Origin of the sequence: Altericroceibacterium xinjiangense, from assembly GCF_003958635.1 — a bacterium.
Lineage (GTDB): Bacteria > Pseudomonadota > Alphaproteobacteria > Sphingomonadales > Sphingomonadaceae > Altericroceibacterium_A > Altericroceibacterium_A xinjiangense.
The window spans coordinates 20,440-41,962 of the sequence record NZ_RSEK01000005.1; the positions used below are offsets into that span (position 1 = coordinate 20,440).

Annotated in this window: 22 protein-coding genes; 7 read left to right on the top strand and 15 right to left on the bottom strand. The window is 66.1% G+C overall.

All coding sequences use genetic code 11. The features are described 5' to 3' along the window. Positions 1-19: 19 nt before the first annotated feature. Positions 20-826: an undecaprenyl-diphosphate phosphatase gene (locus tag ELY13_RS07135; RefSeq protein ID WP_126173215.1), complete on the top strand. Its 807-nt coding sequence runs from the start codon at positions 20-22 to the stop codon at positions 824-826. An 84-nt stretch (positions 827-910) separates the two neighbouring features. Further along, complete coding sequence (locus ELY13_RS07140) at positions 911-1,180, top strand: GlsB/YeaQ/YmgE family stress response membrane protein (RefSeq protein WP_126173216.1); 270 nt, start codon at positions 911-913, stop codon at positions 1,178-1,180. A gap of 40 nt (positions 1,181-1,220) precedes the next feature. Here ELY13_RS07140 and ELY13_RS07145 read toward each other — a convergent pair whose 3' ends face one another. From ELY13_RS07145 to pabB, 9 genes are all read right to left on the bottom strand, one after another. Next, positions 1,221-1,547, bottom strand: coding sequence for a hypothetical protein (locus ELY13_RS07145; protein WP_126173217.1), 327 nt, complete (start codon positions 1,545-1,547; stop codon positions 1,221-1,223). 90 nt (positions 1,548-1,637) lie between these two features. Then, a complete protein-coding gene (ribA, locus tag ELY13_RS07150) occupies positions 1,638-2,654 on the bottom strand; it encodes a GTP cyclohydrolase II (protein ID WP_126173218.1) in 1,017 nt (338 codons plus the stop codon). Between the two features lie 62 nt (positions 2,655-2,716). Next, positions 2,717-3,508 carry an exodeoxyribonuclease III gene (xth, locus tag ELY13_RS07155; RefSeq protein ID WP_126173219.1) on the bottom strand — a complete coding sequence of 264 codons (792 nt, stop codon included), beginning with the start codon at positions 3,506-3,508 and terminating at the stop codon, positions 2,717-2,719. A 252-nt stretch (positions 3,509-3,760) separates the two neighbouring features. After that, positions 3,761-4,423 (bottom strand): LolA family protein, encoded by a 663-nt coding sequence (locus ELY13_RS07160; protein ID WP_126173220.1) that lies wholly within the window; start codon positions 4,421-4,423, stop codon positions 3,761-3,763. A gap of 78 nt (positions 4,424-4,501) precedes the next feature. After that, a complete protein-coding gene (gene rpmG / locus ELY13_RS07165; protein WP_126173221.1) occupies positions 4,502-4,669 on the bottom strand; it encodes a 50S ribosomal protein L33 in 168 nt (55 codons plus the stop codon). Between the two features lie 113 nt (positions 4,670-4,782). Further along, the gene (gene arfB, locus ELY13_RS07170) at positions 4,783-5,187 is read right to left on the bottom strand and encodes an alternative ribosome rescue aminoacyl-tRNA hydrolase ArfB (RefSeq protein ID WP_126173222.1); all 405 of its coding nucleotides are present in this window, start codon (positions 5,185-5,187) and stop codon (positions 4,783-4,785) included. After that, complete coding sequence (locus ELY13_RS07175) at positions 5,180-5,833, bottom strand: RluA family pseudouridine synthase (protein ID WP_126173223.1); 654 nt, start codon at positions 5,831-5,833, stop codon at positions 5,180-5,182. The genes arfB and ELY13_RS07175 overlap by 8 nt, the downstream gene beginning before the upstream one ends. After that, positions 5,830-6,945, bottom strand: coding sequence for a pyridoxal phosphate-dependent aminotransferase (locus ELY13_RS07180; RefSeq protein WP_126173224.1), 1,116 nt, complete (start codon positions 6,943-6,945; stop codon positions 5,830-5,832). Before ELY13_RS07180 ends, ELY13_RS07175 begins: the two co-directional genes overlap by 4 nt. A 56-nt stretch (positions 6,946-7,001) precedes the next feature. After that, a complete protein-coding gene (gene pabB, locus ELY13_RS07185; protein WP_126173225.1) occupies positions 7,002-8,792 on the bottom strand; it encodes an aminodeoxychorismate synthase component I in 1,791 nt (596 codons plus the stop codon). A 162-nt stretch (positions 8,793-8,954) separates the two neighbouring features. Here pabB and ELY13_RS07190 point away from each other — a divergent pair, with 162 nt between their 5' ends. Then, positions 8,955-11,627 carry a M1 family metallopeptidase gene (locus ELY13_RS07190; protein WP_126173226.1) on the top strand — a complete coding sequence of 891 codons (2,673 nt, stop codon included), beginning with the start codon at positions 8,955-8,957 and terminating at the stop codon, positions 11,625-11,627. 17 nt (positions 11,628-11,644) lie between these two features. Here the strand turns inward: ELY13_RS07190 and ELY13_RS07195 are convergent, their stop codons facing one another. From ELY13_RS07195 to ELY13_RS07210, 4 genes are all read right to left on the bottom strand, one after another. Next, positions 11,645-13,048 (bottom strand): sensor histidine kinase, encoded by a 1,404-nt coding sequence (locus tag ELY13_RS07195; RefSeq protein ID WP_338142323.1) that lies wholly within the window; start codon positions 13,046-13,048, stop codon positions 11,645-11,647. After that, positions 13,045-13,779: a response regulator gene (locus tag ELY13_RS07200; protein WP_126173227.1), complete on the bottom strand. Its 735-nt coding sequence runs from the start codon at positions 13,777-13,779 to the stop codon at positions 13,045-13,047. Before ELY13_RS07200 ends, ELY13_RS07195 begins: the two co-directional genes overlap by 4 nt. 17 nt (positions 13,780-13,796) lie before the next feature. Beyond that, positions 13,797-14,327 carry an EF-hand domain-containing protein gene (locus tag ELY13_RS07205; RefSeq protein ID WP_164549736.1) on the bottom strand — a complete coding sequence of 177 codons (531 nt, stop codon included), beginning with the start codon at positions 14,325-14,327 and terminating at the stop codon, positions 13,797-13,799. A 184-nt stretch (positions 14,328-14,511) separates the two neighbouring features. Next, on the bottom strand, positions 14,512-16,317 hold the full coding sequence (locus ELY13_RS07210; protein ID WP_126173229.1) for an aminopeptidase P family protein: 1,806 nt from the start codon (positions 16,315-16,317) through the stop codon (positions 14,512-14,514). A gap of 66 nt (positions 16,318-16,383) precedes the next feature. Between ELY13_RS07210 and ELY13_RS07215 the strand changes: the two genes are divergently transcribed. Together ELY13_RS07215 and ELY13_RS07220 are read left to right on the top strand one after the other, a co-directional pair. After that, positions 16,384-18,459: a S9 family peptidase gene (locus tag ELY13_RS07215; protein ID WP_126173230.1), complete on the top strand. Its 2,076-nt coding sequence runs from the start codon at positions 16,384-16,386 to the stop codon at positions 18,457-18,459. Beyond that, complete coding sequence (locus tag ELY13_RS07220; RefSeq protein WP_126173231.1) at positions 18,456-18,884, top strand: acyl-CoA thioesterase; 429 nt, start codon at positions 18,456-18,458, stop codon at positions 18,882-18,884. The genes ELY13_RS07215 and ELY13_RS07220 overlap by 4 nt, the downstream gene beginning before the upstream one ends. On the opposite strand, the gene ald is transcribed toward ELY13_RS07220, so the two are convergent. Continuing rightward, on the bottom strand, positions 18,848-19,963 hold the full coding sequence (gene ald / locus ELY13_RS07225; RefSeq protein ID WP_126173433.1) for an alanine dehydrogenase: 1,116 nt from the start codon (positions 19,961-19,963) through the stop codon (positions 18,848-18,850). The two genes, ELY13_RS07220 and ald, sit on opposite strands and share 37 nt — an antisense overlap. 151 nt (positions 19,964-20,114) lie before the next feature. Between ald and ELY13_RS07230 the strand changes: the two genes are divergently transcribed. Together ELY13_RS07230 and ELY13_RS07235 are read left to right on the top strand one after the other, a co-directional pair. Beyond that, positions 20,115-20,375, top strand: coding sequence for a hypothetical protein (locus ELY13_RS07230; protein ID WP_126173232.1), 261 nt, complete (start codon positions 20,115-20,117; stop codon positions 20,373-20,375). Positions 20,376-20,515: 140 nt separating this feature from the next. Beyond that, positions 20,516-21,004: a VTT domain-containing protein gene (locus ELY13_RS07235; protein ID WP_126173233.1), complete on the top strand. Its 489-nt coding sequence runs from the start codon at positions 20,516-20,518 to the stop codon at positions 21,002-21,004. Here the strand turns inward: ELY13_RS07235 and ELY13_RS07240 are convergent. Beyond that, positions 21,001-21,522 carry a hypothetical protein gene (locus ELY13_RS07240; protein WP_126173234.1) on the bottom strand — a complete coding sequence of 174 codons (522 nt, stop codon included), beginning with the start codon at positions 21,520-21,522 and terminating at the stop codon, positions 21,001-21,003. The two genes, ELY13_RS07235 and ELY13_RS07240, sit on opposite strands and share 4 nt — an antisense overlap. Position 21,523 lies beyond the last annotated feature (1 nt).

A 21,523-nucleotide genomic window follows, 5' to 3' on the forward strand; every position in this document is an offset into this window, starting at 1 on the left:
CCGTCATGACCGCGTGCCAATGGACCTGACCCTTACCGCCATCCTTCTCGGCATCGTCGAGGGACTTACCGAGTTCGTGCCCGTCTCCTCGACCGGGCACCTGATCCTCGCATCCGAGCTGTTCGGCTACAGCTCCGCGCAGTGGGCGATGTTCAACATCGTGATCCAGCTAGGCGCGATCCTGGCGGTGGTCGTGCTGTACTGGAAGACCTTCTGGGATGCAGGGATCGGCGTGCTGAAGCTCCAGCCCGCCGCCTTGCGCTTCGCCCGCAACCTCGCGGTAGGCCTGCTGCCTTCGGTCGTCCTCGGCCTGTTGCTGAAGGACTATATCGATATCCTGCTCGCCAGCCCGGCGGTGGTCGCCTGGGCGCTGGTAATCGGCGGCATCGCCATCCTGGTGATCGAGAAGCTGGTGACCCCCGGCCCGGATGAGCCGGTCTCCGAAATGCCGCTGAAAACCGCCATCGGCGTCGGGTTTGCCCAATGCCTTGCAATGGTTCCCGGGGTCAGCCGCTCCGGCGCGACGATCATGGGCGCGCTTGGAATGGGCGTCGGACGCAAGACCGCGGCCGAATTCTCTTTCTTCCTTGCGGTGCCGACGATGCTCGGCGCCTCGATCCTTGAGGTCTCGGAGAAGAGCGAGGGGATGGGAGCCGTCGGCCCGGTCGGCTGGTGGGAAATCGGCGTCGGCTTCGTGGTCTCGTTCCTCGTCGCCCTGGCGGTAATCCGCGCCTTCGTCGCGTATGTCAGCCGGCACGGGTTCGCGCCGTTTGCATGGTACCGGATCGTCATCGGTCTGTTCGCGATCGCGCTGTTCAGCTTCTAGGTATCGTCCACGGTTCGTCGCAAACAGGGAACCAACCGCCGCCGCAAAGAGTCCTTTCTGCATAGACTGCAAGGACTACTCGCAATGGGCGTTATCTTTCTGATCGTAGTGGGAGCCGTGTTCGGCTGGCTTGGCTCGATCGTCATGCGGGCCGAGGAAAACCAGGCCATCCTGCTGAACGCAGCGGCGGGTGTCGGCGGCGCGCTGATCGCGGGGGTCTTCGTCAGTCCGCTACTGGGCCGGGGCGACCTGGCGGCTGGCGTCTACAGCGTTGCCGCACTGCTGCTTTCCGTATTGGGAGCGATCGTGGCAATCGTCGCGCTCAACCTGTTCCGCAGGCAGGTAGCGCGCTGAGCGAACAAGGGCGGGCGGCTTATACCGCCCGCCCTGCTTGTCAAAACTCGCCGGCTACCGAATCGGTGGCCGCTTCAGCTGCCGCAGCCGCTTCATCGGCGACTCGCTCAGCCTCATCGGCGGTCGTCTGCGTCGGATCGCCCGCATCGGCCACAGGCTCGGAGGCTTCCTGTGCCGTGGTGGTGCCCGTATCGGTCACCACCGGCGCCGTATCTGTGATTACCGGCGCTTCGACTCCGGTCATTGCCTCATCGGCAGGGACTTCAACGGTGCCGGCGGTGGTTTCTTCCGCGACTTCATCCGACCCGCCGCAGGCTGCGAGCGTCATGGCAAGGCTTGCAGCAAGGATGGTGCTGACGATTTTCATTCGAAGGAACCCTTTTTGTGGCATGCGCGCCCGGTTCGCGCGCAGGACGCGCCCCTAGCCTATTGGCGCAGCCGGGAAAATCCGATTCGTTCAGTCGAGCAGGTGCCCCGCCCTGTCCCGCTTCGTCGCCAGATAGCGGGTGTTGTGCGGATTAGGCGGCAGCTGGTGCGGAACGCGGCGTTCAACCGTGATCCCCGCCGCCTCAAGCGCTGCGACCTTTTCCGGATTGTTCGTCATCAGCCAGACCGCAGGGGCGCTCAGCAGCTCCAGCATCCGCGCCGCAACCGGGAAATCGCGCGCTTCCTCCGGCAAGCCGAGCCTCCGGTTGGCTTCAAGGGTATCGAAGCCCTGATCCTGCAGGCGATAAGCCCTGAGCTTGTTGATGAGGCCGATCCCCCGTCCTTCCTGCCTTAGGTACAACAATACGCCCCAGCCGCCCTGCTCCGCCTCCTGCGCCATCGCGGCCAGGGCCGCGCGCAGCTGCGGCCCGCAATCGCACTTCAGGCTGCCAAGGATATCCCCCGTCAGGCATTCGGAATGGAGCCGGACCAAGGGAGCGCGAGCAGCCGTCTGCTGCCCGACGATCAGCGCCACATGCTCCCGCATGTCGCCAGCGGCCCGAAAGGCGATGATCTCCACGTCCTCGGCCGCTTCGATCGGAAGATTCGCGCGCGTGGCGATCGCCAGATGGCGCGGATCGCGCCAAGACACGAGATCGCTGGCGGCAACCGGCTGCGGCTCCCCCACAGGATCGGGGCCGACCATGAAGGCGGGCAGGATACCGGCCAGCCGTGCCAGTTCGAGCGCGGCCTCCGCTCGGTCCTGCCATTCCAGCGCTTCGGCCCGGAACGGCCCTTTCAACGGCGTGGCAAGATCGAGCGCGGGATCGGCAATTGGCCGTGCGGCGGCAAGATCGAACGGATCGGCTCCGCGCACCAGCACCGGCCCATGCGGATCGGCCGCTTCCCGCTGGTTTGCGAGCTTGAGCGTGACCGCCCGCGCCGCGCTGATCAGCAGGAGCGGAGCCTGCGCCTGCGGTTCGAGCGCGGTTTCGACCGGCAGCAAAACCGGCGCGCCGCTGAGCGCGATGGGCCAGCCATGCCGCAAGGCATCGACTGCCTGCGCGACGCGCCGCTCAGGCGAAGGCGCGGTTGGCTCCGGCTTGTCGATCAGAGATCGAACTCCGTGACGATCGGCACATGGTCCGAAGGCTGGTCCCAGTCGCGGGTTTCCTCCACCACCTTGTGCGCACGGGCCTGCGGAGCGAGCTCGGGTGAGGCCCACATGTGATCGAGCCGCCGCCCCTGATCCTTCTTGCGCCAGTAGGCCCGATAGCTCCACCAGCTGTAACACCGCTCAGGCGCGGGAATGTGCGCGCGCGCCAGATCCACCCAACCGTGCGCGTCCCGGAACGCACCCAAGGTTTCGACTTCCAGCGGCGTGTGGCTGACCACCTTGATCAGCGCCTTGTGGTCGTAGACATCGCAATCGAGCGGGGCGATGTTGAAGTCGCCCGCGATCAGCGTCGGGCGATCCAGCGAATCGGCCCAGCGAGTCATCCGCGCCAGAAAATCGAGCTTCTGGCCGAACTTGGCGTTCTTCTCCCGATCGGGAATATCCCCGCCGGCGGGGATATAGACATTCTCCACCACCAGCCCTTGTCCGGGGCCGAGCAGTTCGACGCCGACATGGCGGGCTTCGCCGTTGTCCTGCCAGTCGTGCCGCGAAACTTCGCGTAGCGGGATGCGGCTGACGGTAGCGACTCCGTGATAGCCTTTCTGCCCATGGACCACGCAGTGCGCGTAGCCGAGCGCCTCGAATGCCGCGTGCGGGAACTGGTGTTCCTGGCACTTGATCTCCTGCAGGCACAGGACGTCGGGCGCGTGTTCGGAAAGGAACCGCTGCACTTGATCGATGCGGAGCCGCACCGAGTTGATATTCCAGCTGGCGATGGTGACCATGAGCGCGCTTTAGGTCCGGATTCCGGCGCCGTCCATCCGGACGGGAACGGATCGCCAACCTCCTCCATGGAAATGAAAAACCCCCACCCCGGGGGCAATGGGGCAGGGGTTCCTCTTGAGCGTTCGTCACGCTAGGCAAGGCGGCGATTATAAGGCCAGGGCAACAGGGGGGAAACCCGCCTCCTCACCGCCTTGTCTGACTGCTTTAAGCGATTCGGAATTTACGCGTAATGAACAAGGCTGTCATCCGGATCAGCCCGGCCTGCGCCCTGTAACCCGCGGATCGCGAAAGGAAAACGCCCGGTCGGGTACGGAGACCCCGTACTTCTGATTGGACAGCCGAACCGTGGTGCGTTTGTTCTGCGAATCGAGTGCGACCCAGCTGGACAGCTCCAGCCCCCCGGGCGCGGAGGGGTCCTTGACGAAGATCAGCGTGATCACGCCGTATTCCGGCTTCTTCGGGTCCTTGACCTCGACACTGACAACGTTGGGATTGCTGGTGGCGATCAGCTGGCCGTACCGCTTCACGTCCCGGTTGGGGTCGAGCAGCGCGCCGAGCGGCGAATTGCTGATCGGCCAGCGCTGGACCTGATTCACCTCGTAATCGACCAGCGTCAGCGCCTTGCCGTCCGAAACGACGAGCATGTCGGCGCTCTTGCCATAGTCGAAGCGAATCTTGCCGGGCTGCTTCAACGTCAGCTTGCCGTTCAGCGTCTGACCGCTGCGGTCGCTTTGGGTGAAGTCGGCCTGCAGGGTCTTGATGCCGCGCAGCGCGCCGACCACCTGATCCAGTGTGGACGACTGCGCCGCGGCAGGCACCGCGGGCAAAGCCAGGGTTGCGGGGACGGCCGCCAGCAGCAAGCCGGAAAGCACGGCGCGCGACGGGGCGCGCAGGAAGGAAGTGATCGGTTTCATAGCGCGAGTTCTAGGCATGGCGCATTGAACTCGCGCTGAACCTGGCGGTTCCTGTCATCAGGAAAACCGCCGATCCGATTACTTGATCTTCGATTCCTTGAAGTCGACGTGCTTGCGGACAACTGGATCGTACTTGCGGAAGCTCAGCTTCTCGGTCTGGTTGCGCGGGTTCTTCTTGGTCACGTAGAAGAAGCCGGTATCGGCGGTGGAGACCAGCTTGATCTTGACGGTTGCGGGCTTCGCCATTTCGAATTCCTGAGATCGGCCTTCCGGCGTACGGAAGGCGAAAAACAACAAGGCGGCGTGAAACGCCGCCCTTTCCGGGCCGCGCCTTGGGTCAAACCGGTGGAAAAGTCAAGCTACCAGTCCACCTTCCCGCGAGTGGCCTTGACGCTGCCGCGTGCCTTCTTCGACCGGATCCGCGCTTCCTTGCCAATGCGATTGACCCGCGTCTTGGCGCGCTTTTTCGGCTCGACCTGCGCTTGCTCGATCAATTCGGCCAACCGGTCGCGCGCATCGGTGCGGTTGGCTTCCTGCGTGCGGAAACGGCGGGCGGTCAGCACGATCTCACCCCGGGAATTCATCCGGGTGCCGGCCAGCTGCTTCAGGCGGTGAAACACCGGGGGCGTCAAGCGCAGGGCGAAGACATCCAGCCTCAGCTGGACCGCCGTGGCGACCTTGTTGACGTTCTGCCCGCCCGGTCCCGACGCGGCGATGAAACTTTCCTGAGCCAGATCGAGCGCGCGGGCGGTGAGTTCATCCATCCATCAGCCCCAGCGCGGCAAAATCAGCCGGCAGCGGCGCTTCGGCGGTGATGGCGTCCTTGTTCTCCCGCGGGACGACCAGCGCCCTTGCATGCAGCATGGTGCGGCGCACGCGTGAATCGCGGGCGCCGTAGACTGGGTCTCCCAGCAAGGGGATCCCCAGCCCTGCGCGGGCATGAATGCGAATCTGGTGCGTGCGGCCGGTTTCCGGGCGGAACTCGACCAGCGTCAACCCGTCCTTCGCCGCCAAACGGGTCCAGTGCGTGACCGCGGGCTTGCCCTTCCGGGCCGCGATCATCCGCCAGCCTTCCCGGGCGCTGCTGATCTTTGCCAGCGAGAGTTCAATCGTGCCGCTCTCGTCTTGCAGCTCTCCGGCGAGAATTCCGAGATAGACCTTCTCGACCACCCGCTCCTCGAATGCGCGGGCGAAGCGTTTCAGGGCCTTTGGATTGCGGGCCAGCAGCAGGCAGCCGGACGTATCGGTGTCGAGCCGGTGGACCGCCACCGGCGGGCGCGCGAAGCCGAATCGAAGCTCTTCCGCGCGGCCGGCGAGCGAATCGCCTCCCGAACGCGGCGGATCGACCGGCAGGCCTGCCGGCTTGTTGATCACCAACGCCTCGGCATCTTCGAACAGGATCGGGATCATGCCAGCGCTCCGGCGATTCGCTTCATGGCTTCCTCCAGCACGGCATCGTCGGCGGCAAAGCTGATTCGGAACCCGTCGCGGCCGCCGAAGGCACTCGCGGCGACAACCGCCACCCCATGTTCCAGCAGATGAAGCGCCAGTGCTTCGTCGTTGCCGAATCGCTCCATCAGCGGGGCGGCATCTATGAAGCAATAGAACGCCCCATCGGGAACCGGCGCGGACAAGCCGGGGATCGCGTTGATCGCACCCACCACCCTGTCCCGCCGCTGACAGAATCGCTCCCTCCATTGCTGCAGGAAGTCCTGCGGTCCTTCGAAGGCCGCGACAGCCGCTGCCTGTGCGATGGATGCCGGATTGCCGCTGGAATTGGACTGCAGCCGCCCCATCGCCTCGATCAGCCAGGCCGGGCCGGTCGCCACCCCGATGCGGAAACCCGTCATCGCGTGGCTTTTCGACACGCCGGAGACGGTGCAGACGCGGTCCGCCAGATCGGGGCACAACGCCGCGAGCGTGGCGTGCGGCTGCCCTGTGTAGCTCAGGGGCGCGTAGATGTCGTCCGACAGCACCAGCACCTGCGGGTGGCGGCGCAGCACTTCGGCAATCTCCAGCAGCATGTCTGCCGGATAGACCGCGCCGGTCGGGTTGCCGGGGCTGTTGAGCAGCAGCCACCGCGTGCGCGGGGTGACAAGCGCCTCCAGTTCCGCCGCATCGAAGCGGAACCGCCGCTCCGCCTGCGTGATCAGTGGCACCACCGTGCCTCCGGCATAGCGGACGATCTGCGGATAGCTGACCCACCACGGCGCCGGGATGATCACTTCATCGCCTTCGCCGACGGTCGCGACCAGCGCTTCGAAGATTGCCTGCTTGCCCCCGGCGCTGACGATCACGTCTGCCGGATCGGCCGCAATGCCGAGATCGCGGCGGAAATGCAGTGCGGCCGCCTGTTTCAGCTGCGCAGTGCCGGTAACGGGCGTGTAACGGGTCTGTCCGGCATCCAGCGCGGCCTTTGCCGCCTCGATCACATGGTCGGGCGTCGCGAAGTCCGGCTCCCCGACCGAAAGCGAGATGATGTCGCGCCCTTCGTCCCGCAGGGCGCTGGCACGGTCGGTCATGGCCGTCGTTCCCGAGGGCGCCATGCGCTGGAGAGCGGGAGAGAGGTGCGGCTGGGTCATTTCAACACTGCCCGCATCAGGCCGCGCAGCGCGTTGCCAACGAAGAACCCGCCCGCCAGATCATCCAGCGTCAAATCGGCTTCTTCCGCCTGCCCCTGATCGATCAGGGAGCGGCGCAAGATACCCGGCAGCAAACCGGCTTCCAGCGGCGGGGTCAGCAGCTTTCCGTCCCGTTCGACGAACAGGTTGGTGAAGCTGCCTTCGGTTATGCATCCGTCGCTGCGCACGAAGATCGCCTCATCCGCCTCGCGGGTTTTCGCTACCATCAGCGCTTCGTTGTAGAAGCCCCGGTCGGAGGTCTTGTGCCGCAGCCTCCAGTCGCCCGGGACCACCGGCAGCGGCAGGGCGATGCAGCCCAGCGGCTCAGGCATTCGGGCCGGAGCAGGAGCGGCTTCAAGCATCGTCGCCCCGCCGCGGGACAGCACCAGCCGCAGCCGTGACGGACCGTCCAGGGTGCCCGCGAGTGCCGCGATCCGTTCCCGCACCAGGTCCCGCTCAAACGCGAAGCCGAACGCTTCGGCGCTCGCCCCGATCCGGTCGAGATGAAGGTTGAGCAGCGCCACGCCGCCTTCGGCGCGCATCGTCTCGATCAAGTCGAACCCGCTTGCCTCGCCGCGCACGAACCCGCCCTTGACCAGGCATTCCCGCCATTCCTCCATGCCTTCGCTGTCGGCGACGATTGCCCCGCCCACGCCGAGCACGGCCTTGTGGCGCTGGTTCTCCCCCGGAGTGAGGCGGATCGTGCGGATTGCGACGTTGAAGGCAGCGTCGCCGTTTCCATCGATGCGCCCGATGGCACCGCAGTAGGGCCCGCGCGGATCGCGCTCCACGTGCTGGATCAGTTCCATCGCCCGGATCTTCGGCGCGCCGGTGATCGATCCGCAGGGAAACAGGGCGCGGATCACGTCCATCGCGCCTTTTCCGTCCCGCAAGGTGGCGCGTACGGTGGACACCATCTGGTGCACGGTCGGATACGTCTCGATCGCGAACGGCTGGTCGACTTGCACCGATCCCGCCTCGGCCACGCGCGACAAGTCGTTGCGCATCAGGTCGACGATCATCAGGTTCTCGGCCTTGTCCTTGACCGATCCGGCGAGCTCCGCAGCAAGCGCGGCGTCTTCCGCCTCGCTGCTTCCGCGCGGCCGGGTGCCTTTCATCGGCTTCACCTTCGCGGCGCGGCCGTGCAGGGTGAAGAACAATTCCGGGCTGAACGACAGCAGCCAGTGCGATCCGTCGAAGATCACTCCGCCATATCCCGCCTTCGCGGCTGGCCGGATCGCGGCGTAGATCGCCAGCGGATCGCCGCGCGCCGCTCCGGCCAGCGGGAAGGTCAGATTGGCCTGGTAGATATCGCCCGCACGGATCGCCTGTTGCAGGCGCTCGAACGCGGCAAGGTAGGCCCCGGTTGATACCTGCGGCTCCATCGGGCCGATCGAGGCCGGCCCATGTCCGCCGCGCTCCGCCAACCAGACGGGCACATCGGCGGCGGCGATACGCTTCGGTTCGTCAAACAAGCCGAACCAGACCAGCGGGCCTGCCGCGCCCCAGCGCCGCTGTGCCAGCGGCATCAGCTTGCCTTCGAGCGCTAGTCCTGCCTCATACCCCAGATAGCCTGCCAGCGTCCCCCCGCTCGCCTGCCGCGCGGCATCGGCGGCCTCCAGCACGGGGAGGACGTCCTCCGGCCGATTCGCGACGAACACCTCACGCGGACGCTCGAACAGATGTGCCTCGCTCGCGCCGGTTTCACGGGCGTCGTCAAGCAGGACAAAGGGGTCGGGTGCGGGCATCGGGCCTGATTACCGGCAAATCGCTCCGTGTCTATCGGTTGACTTGCCTGCCGCGCTCGCAGCCGGACCTGCTGCCCCCCCTACCCGCCCTGCCGAAAGTAACGGTTGAAACAAGGGCACGCATCGTGCCTATTCGCGCTTTGGTCTTCCGAAAGGTTCCCTATGCGCGCGCGCTTCCTCGCCTCTCTCCTGCTGTCGGGCAGCCTTCTGCTGGGAACCCCGGCCCTTGCGCAGGAGGCAGGGCAGAGCGCGGCGGCGACCAATCCGGCCATCGCCGCGCTGGCCCCGGTGCCGCGTGGGAAGCTGACCGGAATGGCCGTTCCGCAGGCCTACCGGGTGGATACATATGTCGATCCTGCGCTCGACACGTTCTCCGGCCGGACGGAAATCGACGTGTCCCTCAAGCAGCCAAGCCGCTTCATCGACTTGCACGGGCGCGACCTCGGCATTCAATCCGCCACCGCGACTGCTGGGGGCCGCACCTATGCCGGGCAGTGGCACCAGCTGGATGAAACCGGCGTTGCCCGCCTTGTCTTCCCGCAGGAACTGCCCGCCGGGCCGGTGACGCTGGCCCTCACTTACACCGGCGCGTTCAATGAGAGCGCTTCCGGTTTGTTCCACGCCAGGATCGACGATGACTGGTACGGCTGGAGCCAGTTCCAGTCGATCGACGCGCGCTCCGTGTTCCCTTCGTTCGACGAGCCGGGATTCAAGGTGCCGTTCGACGTGACGCTGCGCACGCGGCCGGGCCAGATGGCGGTCAGCAACGCCCCGATCGTCTCCACCACGCGGGAAAACGGCTGGGACGTCCACCGTTTCGCGCCGACCCTACCGCTGCCGACGTATCTGCTGGCGATGATGGTCGGCCCGTTCGTCACCACCGACAGCGCCGTGCCGCCGACCCCGGAACGCGACCGCCCGCTCCCGCTGCGGATCGTCGCCAGCCGGCAGCACGAAGGCAAGCTCGACTTCGCGCTGCAGAATTCCAAGGAGATCGTCGCCCATCTGGAAGATTACTTCGGCGGGCCGTTCCCCTTCCCCAAGCTGGACCAGATCACCTCTCCGCTGATGCCGGGGGCGATGGAGAACGCTGGGGCCGATCTTTACGAAGACAGCCTGCTGATCGTGAACGAGAACGATCCCGTAAGCCAGAAGCGGCGGTTCGGCATGGTGGTGGCCCATGAACTGGCCCACCAGTGGTTCGGCGATCTCGTCACCCCTGCGTGGTGGGACGACATTTGGCTGAACGAAAGCTTCGCCAACTGGATGGGCTACCGCATCGGGAACGAGTGGCGGCCCGACCTCGGGATCGGCGCGGGCGCGCTGGCCGAAGGGTTTCAGGCGATGAACACCGATGCCCTGCTTGCCGGGCGGCCGATCCACCAGCCGATCGAGACCAACGGGCAGATCGATGCGGCGTTCGATACGATCACGTATGGCAAGGGCGGCCACGTGGTCGCGATGATCGCCGGATTCATGGGCGACGAAAAGTTCAAGCAGGGCGTGCGCCGCTACTTGTCGCAGCACCGCTACGGCAACGCTACGAGCGAGGAGTTCTTTGCCTCGATGGCCCAGACCGCCGGCGATCCGCGCATTACCGCCGCGATGCAGAGCTTCACCGACCAGCAGGGTGTACCCCTGATCACGATCACGGGATCGGACGGCAACTACACGATCAGCCAGAGCCGCTATTCCGTACTCGGCGCCGATGCTCCGGATACGCGCTGGGGCGTGCCGGTGTGCATGCGGCAGGGCGAGACGCGGGAATGCCAGCTGCTGACCGACAAGAGCATGGCCTTCCGCATCAATGGCACCGGCCCACTGGTGCCGAACGCCGGCGGCACCGGCTACTACCGCTTCGAATTGCCGAACGAGGGCTGGGATGCCCTGATCGCGCAAGCCGATACTCTTCCAGGGGCCGAGGCGCTGGCGCTGTCCGACAGCCTTGGGGCCAGCTTCCTGGCGGGGCGCGCCGATATCGGGCGAGTGATCGCCCTTGCCGGCCAGCTGTCGCAAAACTCGGATTCCTATGCCCGCAATTCCGCAACGAACCTGCTCTCGCGCTTGCAGCAGCAGGGTTTCTTCAACGATCAGGCGCTGGCCGCCTACCGCGCATGGCTCGGCCAGTCGGCGCGCAAGGATCTTGCCGCCCTCGGTTTCGATCCCCGAGCGGGCGCTTATGCCGGCGCGGATGCCGATGTGCTCCAGCATCGCCAGCTGGTGGTCAGCCGCCTCGCGTTTGCCGGGGATCCGGAGATCCAGCGGACGCTGATCCAGGCAGCGGATGCATACCTTGCCGGCGACACCTCCGCGCTCGACCGCGCGTTCCTTGGCACCGCGCTGGAAGCCAAGCTGCAGCAAGGCGGGCTTCCCGCTGCAAAAGCCCTGCTCCAATCGGCGCTCGATTCGCAGGATCCGGTATTCCGGCCGACGGCGCTGGACCGCATCGGCGGATCGGGCAATCCGGACATCGCTCGCTGGTTTCTGGACGAAGCGCGCGATCCGCGCCTGCGCCAGCCGGAACGCCTGGGGACGATCCTCAGCATCGTCGGCACGCCTGAAACGCGCGATCTCGGCTACGAATGGATCGACCGCAACCTGGATGAGCTGATGGGCGGCTCCGGCATTTTCTACATGCGCAACCTGCCGTCACCCCTCGGCGGTTTCTGCTCGATCGAGCGGGCCGACCAGATCGCCGCCCGCTTCCGCCCGGTCTTCGCCGGCACGCCGGGGGAGCTTTCGCTGGAACGGGCGCTTGAGCGGGTGCGCAATTGCGCCGCGCTCAAGCAGGCGCGTCAGGCGCAAGTGAACGCGGCGGTCGCACAGCTGCGCTGATCGGAAGGCTTCGCTGATCAGGAGACCAGCGGGAACCGCAGCATAGCGGTAAGGCCGCTCACGCTGCCATCGGGGCTTGTCCGGTTGGTAAGGGTGAGCGTGCCGCCGTGCTGTTCCGCAATCGCGCGGGCCAGGGTCAGGCCAAGGCCCGCCCCGCCCGTCCCCCGGCTGCGCGAGGGATCGCCCCGGGTGAAAGGCAGCAGCATCCGCTCGATCTCGCCTTCGGGGATGCCGGGGCCGTCATCCTCGATCCGGATCACCGCCTCGTCTCCTTCGCGCCGGACGGAGACCCGCGCCCGCTCGCCATAGCGCAGCGCGTTGCCGATCAGGTTGCGCAAGGCCCGGCGCAGCCACGTGGCCCTCAGCGGCAAGGCGACGCGCTGGGTATCCTCCAGTTCCACCGGATCGCCCATGTCCTCGAACTCCTCGACCACCGAGTCGGTCAGCGCGGCCAGCTCGGTCCGCTCCAGCGGGTCGGTTGCCCGGCCCACGCGGGCGAGCGAGAGGATGTCGTCGAGCGAGCGGGTAATATCCTCGATGGAAGCGGCCATTTTCGCTCGTTCCGCCGGATCGCTCACCGATTCGATGCGTACCCGCAAGGCGGCGAGCGGAGTCTTGAGATCGTGCCCGATCGCGCCGAGCATGACGTCCTTTTCATCCAGCAGCGCGATGATCCGCGCTTCCATCGCGTTGTGCGCCGCGATCAGCCGGCGCGTGTCCTCTGGGCCGCTGGGCGACAGCTGGCCGTCGATCGCGCGGGTTTCGGCAAAGGTGTCCAGCCGCTGGGTCAAGGCGGCAAGAGGGCGCGTGATCCGGCGCAGCAGCAGCGCCAGCAAGCCGACCAGCACGATGTAGAGCACCACGGTGTGCGCGATCAGTTGCCCCAGCTGGCGCGGTTCGCGTTCTTCCATCGGGAGGCGCGCCACGGTCCAGTGATCCTCGTTCGGGCGGCGCAGCGCGGCCAGCAGCAGGCGTCCTTCCGCCCAATCCGGGAGCTGCGCCCCGTGCCTCTCCCGCAAGCGCTGCATTACGTAGGCATCCCGTTTTACGGGGCGGGTGGTGACGACCAGCTCCGCCGGGTCGATGCCCTGGCCGATCAGGATTTCGCGTATCAGTTCCTCGCGGTAGGACTGCCCTTCTTCCCCCGGCAGCAGCGGGCTGGATTCGGTTCGCTGAACCCGCAGTCTTTGCCACCGGCGATGCCCGCTGTTGCGGGGAAACCGGGAATCGGCCTGGCGGAAATCGAAGCGCGGTTCCGCGACCAGCTGGAACGCCAGCGCATTGGCCGATCCGATTTCCCGCCGCTGCTCGGCGGCGCGGTAGAGCAGGACGGCGGACAAGCCCTGCGCCACCAGCAGGGCCAGCGCGACCGCCAGCAGCATTTGGCCCAGCAGGCTGCGCGGCAGGACCCGGCGGATCACGCGTTGTCCGCTGCCACGCGGCGCACGTCGGCGGCAAAGCGATACCCGCCGCCCCACACGGTCTGGATCAGCTTGGGATCGCGGCTGTCGACTTCAAGCTTGCGGCGCAGGCGGCTGACCTGATTGTCGACTGCCCGGTCGAACAAGTGCGCCTCGCGCCCCTGAACCATGTCGAGCAGCCGATCCCGGTCGAGCACCTGGCGCGGGTGATCGAGAAACGCCTTGAGCAGGCGGAATTCGACCGAGGAAATCGGCACGGTCGTGCCTTCCGGGTCGGTCAGTTTGTACTTCAGCGGATCGAGCCGCCAGTTTTCGAATTCGTAAAGTGCGTCCAGCTCCGGCGCGGGGGCGGTCCGTCCGGCGCGGCGCAGGACCGATCGGATCCGGGCGACCAGCTCACGCGGTTCGAAGGGCTTGGTGACGTAGTCGTCGGCCCCGACTTCAAGCCCGATGATCCGCTCCATCGGCTCCCCCTTGGCGGTCAGGAGGATGACGGGAAGCTGCTTCGTCTCGATCAGGTGGCGGCAAAGCGACAAGCCGTCTTCGCCCGGCATCATGATGTCGAGCAGGACCAGGTCGGTCGTCTGTTCCAGCAAGGCGGTCCGGGCCTTGGCGGCGTCTTCCGCCTCGCGCACGGCAAACCCCTGGCGAGTGAGGTACTCCGCCAGGGGTTCGCGCAGGCTCGGCTCATCGTCGACGAGCAGCAGCCGGATGGGCGCCGTTTCGTTCATGGCAGGCGCCCTTTCCTTCAGCTCGCCTGACGCTGCTGGCGGAACTGGTCGCGCATCGCCTTGCGCGCGGCCTGCCGTTCCTGACCAGTGACCGTTCCGCTGCGATCGGCATCGGCCTGATCGAAGCGCTGCAGTGCCGCGGCCACGAACTGCGCCTTGCTGACCGAGCCGTCGTGCCCGGCTTTCATGCCGCGCATGCCCCAGCTGCCAGCACGGCCGAAGTGGCCCCGCTGTCCGCGCTCGCGGTGCTGTCCAGCCTCGGCGGACGAAGCCTTGCGCCGGTCACGCTTGGCGGAAAACTCGGTGTAGCTGATCGCCCCGTTGCGATCGGTATCCAGCCGATCGAAGCGGGCTTTCTGACGCGCTTCGCGATCGGCCTGATTGATCGTGCCGTCGCTGTTCGCGTCCATCCGGTCGAAAGCCTGCGCGGCCGTCTGCTGGGCCTGGGCGCGGGTGATGTCCCCGCCGGCAGGGGACGCCGACTGCGCGTATGCCGCGCCGCCCAGCACCATCGCGGCCAGACCAAGGGAAAGGGAAAACTTACGCATGAGCGAACTCCATACTCTTTTCGGGAGAGCAACGGGGCACCTGTCCAAAGGGAGGAGAGGAGCAGGCACCCCGTTGCTCATGAGACGGGTTCTAAAGCGCGCTTGTCGCACGGGTTTGCCGGAAGACGGGCAAAGTGTCGCAATTTGTCGCAGCACGATGCCCGCATTCATTCGCCCGAAAGCGCTACAGCCGGGCGCATTCCCCCTGGAGCCAGACCAGCGCTTCTCCCTCCAGTTGCGGGACGAGTACGTCGAGCACGCGGGCGTGGTACCGGTTCCACCAGGCGATTTCCGCCTCGCTCAGCAATTCGCGGGCGACCATCGTGCGGCCGATGGGGGCAAGCGTCAGGGTTTCGAACCCCAGCCATTCGCCCTCGCAGCCGGGAATGTCCCGCCGCTCCACCAGCACCAGGTTCTCGATCCGGATGCCGTATTCCCCGGCCTTGTAATAGCCCGGCTCATTCGAGAGGATCATGCCTTCGAGCAATTCCTGATCGGTGCCCGCTTGCCCGCCGCGCGGCTTGGCGATCCGCTGCGGCCCTTCGTGCACCATCAGGAAGCTGCCGACCCCGTGCCCGGTCCCGTGCGCGTAATCGAGCCCGGCGGACCAGAGGAATTGCCGGGCCAGCGTGTCGAGCTGCGCGCCGCTGGTCCCTTGCGGGAAGGTCTGCATGTCCAGCGCGATGTGGCCTTTCAGCACCCGGGTGAAGCGGTCCTTCACCTCCTGCGGCGGATCGCCCGGCCCAACCCACACGGTGCGGGTGATGTCGGTCGTCCCGTCCGGGTACTGCCCGCCCGAATCCACCAGATAGACGCTGTTCGGTTCAAGCTTCCGGTTCGTCTCTTCGTTCACGCGGTAATGGGGGCTTGCCCCGTTCGGCCCGGCGCCGGAAATCGTGTCGAACGACAAGTCGCGCAAGTCGCCGCATTCCTCGCGGAATTGCTGGAGCCGGGCCGCTGCGGAAAGCTCGTCCACCTCGCCCTGGGGCGCTTCCTTGAAAAGCCAGTGCATGAAGCGAGTGATCGCCGCGCCGTCCCGGGCCTGCGCCGCGCGGTGGCCGGCTTGCTCGGTGGCGTTCTTCACCGCCTTGGGCAGCACCGTGGGATCGGTCATCGCCAGGACTTTCGCTCCGGCGCCGTCCAGCGTCTTGAAGATCGCCGCCACCGCGCGATCGGGATCGACCGCCACGCGCTTGCCTGCAAGTCCTTCCAGCATCGGCACGAATTCCTCGCGCGGGCGGACCCGCACTGCATTGCCGAGATGGGCCGCGACTTCCGCCGGGACTTTCTCGGGCGCGATGAACCAGTCCGCCGTTCCGTCACTGTGCGTCAGGACATAGGACAGCGCGACCGGCGTCCGCTCGATGTCGGTGCCCCGGACGTTGAGCAGCCAGGCCACCGAGTCCAGCGCCGAGATCACCGCGGCGTCAAGCTTGCGCGCCTTCAGCCACTCGGCCACTTCGCCGCGCTTGTCGGCGCTGGAACGGCCCGCCAGCGCTTCGTCCTGCACGAAGGCGGGTGCGACCGACGCCTGCGGGCGGTCCTGCCACACGGCATCGATCGGATTGCCTTCGACCGGCACCAGTTCGGCACCGGCCTCCTTCAGCGCCGCCCCGACGCTGCGCACCCAGCCGCGGGAATGGAGCCAGGGGTCGAACCCGATCCGCGCGCCTTCGCGTGCATTCTCGACCAGCCAGTCGGCCATGCTGTCCTTTGGGACGGATTTGTATTCATAGAGCCGCCCGTCCACCTGATCGCGGACTTGCAGGGTGTAGCGGCCATCGACGAACATCGCGGCCGTGTTGCCGAGCACCGCGGCCGATCCGGCCGAGCCGCCGAACCCGGTCAGCCATTCCAGCCGCTGGGCATAGGCACCGACATATTCGCTCATATGTTCATCGGAGATCGGCACGACAAACCCGTCGAGCCCGCGCCGGTCCAGTTCCTTGCGCAGGGCTTCTAGGCGGGCTTCGTGCGTTTGCATCAACATGGCGGGTCCTTGATTGCTGGAAGTCGGGGACTTGCGAGACAGTGCGGGCCAACATAGGTCCCTGTGATGACCGATACCACACCTGCTTTTCCGCCCCGCGCCGCAAAGAAACCCGCCAGCGTCACTCACCACGGCATTACCGTGTCCGACGATTACGCCTGGCTGCGCGATCCCGGCTATCCGAAGGTCGATGACAAGGAAGTGCTCGCCTACCTTGAAGCGGAGAACGCCTGGTTCGAAACCCGGATGGCCCCGCGCAAGGATCGGATCGAGTCCCTGTTCCGGGAAATGCGCGCTCGCATCAAGGAAGCGGACCAATCCGTGCCGCAGAAGGACGGCAATTTCCTCTACTGGATCGAGTATGAGGAAGGGGCCGAGTACAAGAAATGGTGGCGCCGCCCGGTGGGCGCGCCGGAGGATGGCAGCGCGGACCAGCTGATCCTGGACGAAACCGCGCTTGCCGAAGGAAAGGAATACTTCCGCCTCGGCGCGATTTCTGTCAGCCAGAACGGGCGCCTGCTCGCCTATGCGATCGATGACAACGGATCGGAACGCTTCACCGCCCGGATCAAGGATCTCGAGACCGGTGAGCTGCTGCCGGACGAGATACCCGGCACGCTGTCCGCCCTCATCTGGGCGGCGAACGACACGGCGCTGGTCTATTCGCTGGCGAACGAACAATGGCGGACCGACAACGCCCGCCTGCACTGGCTGGGCAAGCCGCTGTCCGACAACGTCGAATTGTACCACGAGGATGACGAGGGCTTCCGCGTCTCAGCCAGCCTTTCGGCCAACGAGAAGTGGGTGATCGTTTCTTCGGGCGACCATGAAACGAGCGAGATCCGCCTGATCCCCGCCCACGATCCGCTGGCCGAACCCCTGCTGGTGCGCCCGCGCGAGAAAGGCGTCGAATATGACGTGGACGAGCGTGAGGGCACGCTGTTCATCCACGCGAACGACACGCACGAGAACTTCCGCCTTGCCACCGCGCCGCTGGACCGGCCGGGCGAATGGACGACCGTGATCCAAGGATCGGACGAGTTTTACCTGACGGGGTTCGACTTGTTCGAACGGTTCTACGTGACCGAAGGGCGTCTCGGCGGGCTCGACCGGATCGAACTCCGTTTCTACGACGATCCTTCCCGGGTTGAGCCGATCGAGTTTCCGGAAGCGAGCTACACCGCCTCGCTCGCCAACAATCCCGAATGGGACATGGAGCAGCTGCGCCTGTCCTACGAAAGCATGATCAGCCCGGCCAGCACCTACGATTACCATGTGGCCGATCGGCGGCTGGACTTGCTCAAGGTGCAGGAAATTCCCTCCGGTTACGACCGCGATCTCTATGCGACCGAGCGGCTGGAAATTGCAGCGCGCGACGGCACGATGATCCCGGTCAGCGTGATGTACCGAAAGGACCGCACAAGCGCTGGCCCGCTTCACCTGTATGGTTACGGCGCGTACGGCATCGCGATCCCGCCGGGCTTTTCGACCACGCGGCTTTCGCTGGTCGATCGGGGGTTTGCCTATGCCATCGCGCACATCCGCGGCGGAGACGATCTCGGACGCGCCTGGTACAAGGCGGGCAAGCTGGAAAGCCGCACCAACGCCTTCACCGACTTCGTCGACGTCGCAAAAGGGTTGATTGCACGCGACTTTACCGAAAAGGGCCGGATCAGCATTTCCGGCGGATCGGCTGGCGGTGAGCTGATGGGCGCGGTGATCAATTCCGATCCGGACTTGTGGGGCGCGGTTGTCGCCCATGTGCCGTTCGTCGACGTTCTGGCGACGATGCTCGATGCTTCCCTGCCGCTGACCCCCGGCGAATGGCCCGAATGGGGCAACCCGATCGAGGATCAGGCCGCGTTCGAGCTGATCCGCAGCTACAGCCCCTATGACAACGTCCGCGCGCAGGATTACCCGCCGCTGCTGGTGACCGCAGGGCTGAACGATCCCCGCGTGACGTATTGGGAACCGGCCAAGTGGGTCGCCAAGCTGCGCGAGGTGAAAACCGACGACAACGAGCTGCTGCTCAAGACCAACATGGGCGCAGGCCACGGCGGCAAGTCGGGCCGGTTCGAATCGTTGCGCGAAACGGCGGAGGAATTCGCCTTCATCCTCTGGCAACTGGGCGTCGAGGGGTGAGCAGCCCTTTCACTCTGACCTTCACCGCGCGCCCGGAGGATATCGACGAGAACGGGCACGTGAACAACGCGGTGTGGGTCCGGTGGATGGAACAGCTGGCCACCGCCCACTGGGAAGCGGTCGCACCGCCGGAACACCAGCGGGCCTATATCTGGCTCGTTGCCCGGCACGAGATCGAATACTGCGGCAACATTGCCGAAGGCGAGAGCGCGCAGGGCAGTACCGAGATCCGCGAAGGCCCTTCCGGCGCGCGGTTCGATCGTCACTCAACGTTTGCCGACGCGCGCGGAAAGGCGATCGTGCGGGCGCGGACCACCTGGGCGATGATCGACCGCGCAACCGGGAAACCGGCCCGCGTCCCGCCCGAGGTGGCCGCGCCGTTTCTCGATCAGCCGAGCGCGTCTTCCAGCGTCAGCACGTCGTAGCCGAGTTCCTCGGCCACCGCGCCGTAGGTCACGCGTCCGGCATGGACGTTGAGCCCATGGGCGAGGTGCGGATCGCGGCGCATCGCCTCCTTCCACCCGAGCCCGGCGATTTTCAGCGCGTGGGGCAGGGTCACGTTGTTCAGCGCATAGGTGCTCGTCCGCGCCACCGCACCCGGCATGTTGGCAACCGCGTAATGCACGATCCCGTCCACGACGTAAGTCGGGTTGTCGTGCGTCGTCGCGTGGCTGGTCTCGAAACAGCCGCCCTGGTCGATCGCAACGTCCACCAGCACGGCGCCCGGCTTCATCAGCTTCAGCATCTCGCGGGTCACCAGCTTGGGCGCGGCCGCACCGGGGATCAGCACGGCGCCGATGATCAGGTCTGCCTCCGCCAGCACTTCGGCGATGTTCGCCCGGTTCGAAAACCGCGTGTTCGCCCGAGCTTCGAAATGAATGCCGAGCTTCTCCAGCACTTCGGGATCACGGTCGAGGATCGTGACGTCGGCGTGAAGGCCCACGGCCATCTGCGCCGCGTTGAACCCGACCACACCGCCGCCGATTACCACGACCTTGCCCGGCATTACCCCCGGCACGCCGCCAAGCAGGACGCCGCGGCCGCCGTGGACCTTTTCCAGCGCCGTCGCACCGGCTTGCACGCTCATCCGGCCGGCGACCTGGCTCATCGGCTTGAGGAGCGGCAGAGTGCCGCCGGGACCGGTGACCGTCTCATAGGCGATCGCCGTCACGCCGGACTTGATGAGATCGGCGGTCTGCTCCGCATCGGGCGCGAGATGCAGGTAGGTGTAGAGGATCTGCCCTTCACGCAGCATTGCGCGTTCCTGCGGCTGCGGTTCCTTGACCTTCACGATCATCTCGCAGGCGTCGAAGATTTCCTTCGGGCTATCTTTGATCACCGCACCGGCTGCGCGGTATTCCTCGTCCGAAGCGCCGATCCCCTCACCCGCACCGGTTTCGACCCAGACCTCATGGCCATGGGCCGTCAGTTCGGTGGCGCTTTCCGGCGTCAGGCCGACGCGGAATTCGTTGTTCTTCACTTCGCGGGGGGTACCGATCAGCATGGCCATGTCTCTCCTTGGCGGACTCGTTACAAATGAAACGAAGGCGCGGCAACTGCAACGCGCTGCCGCCCGCATCGCTCGCCACGCCTCAAACGCGGATCGGCCCTCCCCGGCAGGCGTTTCCCTTGGGAGAACAGACGAAAGGACAATCATGACAGACAAGCAACAACGACGCGAGAACGATGCCCTGCAAAGCGGCGAGGGCGATCTCGCCTACGGCCAGGACGCGCGGACCTTCGGCGCCGGCGGTCAGCGCGAAGTGAGCGAGCCCACCCCCGAGGACATGCAGAGCCGCGACGTCACCCGCGACCGTTCGCTCGATCCGGCGCACCAGAGCGCCGCATCCGACAAGACCACGCGTGGCACCTACCGCGACCCGCAGAACAATGCAGAAGATAAGAACAAGGGATAGCAGCGGCGGACCGGAACGGCAGCGCGATGAAATAAGGCCCATGTTCCGGCCCGGAATCGGCACCGGGGCGATTCATCACGATTGCCCCGGATTATGCAACGATTGCGGGAACTTCCGTCCGATCTGCTCGCTAGTGCAACATGGGATTCACCGAGACGGTCCTTGGCTGGGCCGACACTTTCCCCTGGCTGGCAGACCTGCTGCAGAACCCGCTTCTGCTGGCGATGGGCATTACGATGCTCACGACCGCACTCGTTGCCGCCTGCGTTCCCGGCGTGATCATCCCGCTGGCCTTTTCTTCCGGCGTGCTGCTTGGAGGATGGGCGGGGATGCTGGTCGTCGTGACAGGAGCCCTGCTGGGCAGTCAGCTCCTGTTCCTGCTGGCGCGGTACTCCCTGCGTGACCGCGTCCACGCCAAGCTCGGCAGCAAGCTGGACCGGTTCGATGAGCATTTCGCCGACCGCGGCATCTTCTACATCATCGGCTTGCGAATCGCCGGCGCGCCGCACTTCCTCGTCACCGGGGCGAGCGCGCTGACGCCCGTCCGCGCCGGTCCCTTTGCGCTGGCGACCCTGCTCGGCTTCCTGCCGATCATCGCGTTCACCGCCACGGCCGCTTCGGCGATCTAGCCCTTGTCGCTCCATTCACGGAGCGCTTGCTGGTAGGCGTCCTTCGCCGCATCCCGCCGCTGCTCCAATTGCACGGTCCGCTTTCGGCTCTTCTCCCGCGCATCCTCGATCTGGCGCAGGAGCGCAGCACGCTTTTCCTCCAGCGCCGCTTCCTTTTCCGCCTGCCGCTGCCGCTCCCGCTCGATCGCGCGTTCGGCGGCATCGACTTTCGTGCGGGACGGCGGGGGCTTGCGCTTGGCCGGCTTCGCTTTCGGCGCAGCCTTGCGGCGTTTCCGCCCGGGCGTGGGGCCCAGTGCCTTCAGCTGATCCTCGAGCCCGCCGCGCGATACCCGGATCACCTTGCCGGGGTGCGCCAGCGGCTCCTTCGTCAGCTCCGGGTCCTTGATCTCCTCTGCCTGGCCGCGGGCGAACAAGTCATGCTCCGCGCCCCAGGCTTCCAGCGCCGCCTTTCGGCTCGGCGCGGCGACGTAGGCGTTTTCGAACCCCGCTACGGCGCGAAAGACCTTGAGCCGCGCCATC